The organism is Mesorhizobium sp. M0040 (assembly GCF_040323505.1).
Classification (GTDB): Bacteria; Pseudomonadota; Alphaproteobacteria; order Rhizobiales; family Rhizobiaceae; genus Mesorhizobium.
In genome coordinates, this window is record NZ_JAMYVA010000120.1 from 1 (window position 1) to 1,836 (window position 1,836).

At 60.1% G+C, this 1,836-nt stretch carries 1 pseudogene; it reads left to right on the top strand.

Annotated features, from left to right (window positions below):
• Positions 1-112: 112 nt before the first annotated feature.
• Positions 113-1,519 (top strand): annotated as a pseudogene (locus NKJ91_RS33510) (ISNCY family transposase); the annotation flags it as partial.
• Positions 1,520-1,836 lie beyond the last annotated feature (317 nt).

The window sequence follows — 1,836 nt, forward strand, 5'->3', positions numbered from 1 at the left end:
TGTAGCAGCTAAGTTAAAATGTCCGGATCTGGCAAAGTAGGAATGTCGCTCCTGCCTTGCCAATCTGCCCGCATTTGAGAGCGCGGGAGATTGCAGATTGGGACTGGTTCTGATGAGCGAACGCGAGCTGCGGCGTATCGAGGTTTTGTCGAAGATTGTTGAGCGGCGAATGACGAGCGTTGCGGCGGCAAGCTTGCTCGGCGTTTCAGTTCGTCAGATCCAGCGGCTGTTGAAGACGTTCCAGGCGGATGGCGCTGCGGCTCTCCGGCACAAGGCGCGTGGCCGGCGTTCCAACAATCGCATTGTCGATGGTGTTCGCGACTTCGTGCTGGAGCTGATCCGCGAACACTACATTGACTTCGGTCCAACGCTTGCCCGCGAGAAGCTGATCGAACGGCATCAGCTCGCGGTCAGCAAGGAGACGCTGCGCAAGTGGATGACGGAGGCTGGAATCTGGACGTCGCGCCGTGAACGCAAGCAGCGGCTGCATCAGCCCCGCGGGCGGCGCGACTGTTTCGGCGAGATGGTGCAGATCGACGGCTCGCATCACTGGTGGTTCGAGAACCGAGGTCCAAAATGTGCCCTGCTCGTCTTCATAGACGACGCGACCGGCAAGCTCCTGCATCTGCGCTTTGCGGGGTCGGAGAACACGTTCGATTATTTCCATGCTGCCAAGGCGTATCTGCGGGACTGGGGCAAGCCGCTTGCGTTCTACAGCGACAAGCATGGCATTTTCCGAACGACCCATGGTTCCGAGAAGGATAGAAGCAGCGGCCTGACGCAGTTCGGCCGGGCTCTTTATGAGCTCAACATCGATATCATCTGCGCCAACACCCCACAGGCCAAGGGTCGCGTCGAGCGCGCCAACCAAACGCTCCAGGACCGGCTTGTGAAGGAGTTGCGCCTGCGCGACATCAGCACGATCGAGGCGGCCAACGCCTATGCGCCCGAATTCATGGGGGACTTCAACGCACGCTTTGGCAAGGAGCCCCGCAATCCGAAGGATATGCACCGCCCTCTCGCCGATCATGAGAATCTGGACGGCGCCATGTGCCGCAAGGAGATTCGCACGCTGTCTCAGGCTTTGACGCTGCGCTACGACAAGGTGCTTTTCATTCTCGATCCGACCGATACCGCAAAGCGACTTGCCCGTAAAAAGGTCATCGTCTGCGACTATCCCGATGGTCGCCTTGAGGTCACTCACGACGGCATTAGCCTGCCCTACAGAACTTTCGACAAGCTGCGTTCAGTTCACAGATCGGAGATCGTCGAGAACAAGCGGCTTGATGCCGCCCTGGAACTGGTCGCCCAGATGCAGGCTGGCCGGGAGCTTCATCGCAGCCAGCGCGGGCCGCGGCGCACCGGACAGACGAACCACATGTTCGGCATTCCCGATGGCAGCCAGAGCAATGGCTATGTGAAGCGTGGCCGCAAGCCCGGCAAGAAGGCGGATTTCACAAAGGACCCCGCAGTCGTCGTGCGGCGTGAGCAGGCGCTTGCCAGAATGCCGGCAGCCAAGGTCGAGAGCCAGGCCGTCAAAGTCGATCTGACGCTCACGGAGAGCGATAGGCATCGTATTGCGGATGTCCTCGCCGTGCTGGACGAGTTTCCAATCAACCGGAAGGCTCAACCGACAACGGAAGCCGGCTTTTAGCTCGACGAGGGCCACGCGGCTCTCAAAGCTAAAGCCGAGGGAGATCTACTGGATCGCCCCCGATCGGGCTGCGCAACCCCGACCAGCTGACGCCCGGTCGGGCGCTCACGTCGCAGCCGGCGGCACCGTTATGCGACATTTCTACTTTGCTGACATCGCGACATTCGAACTTGGTTGCAACA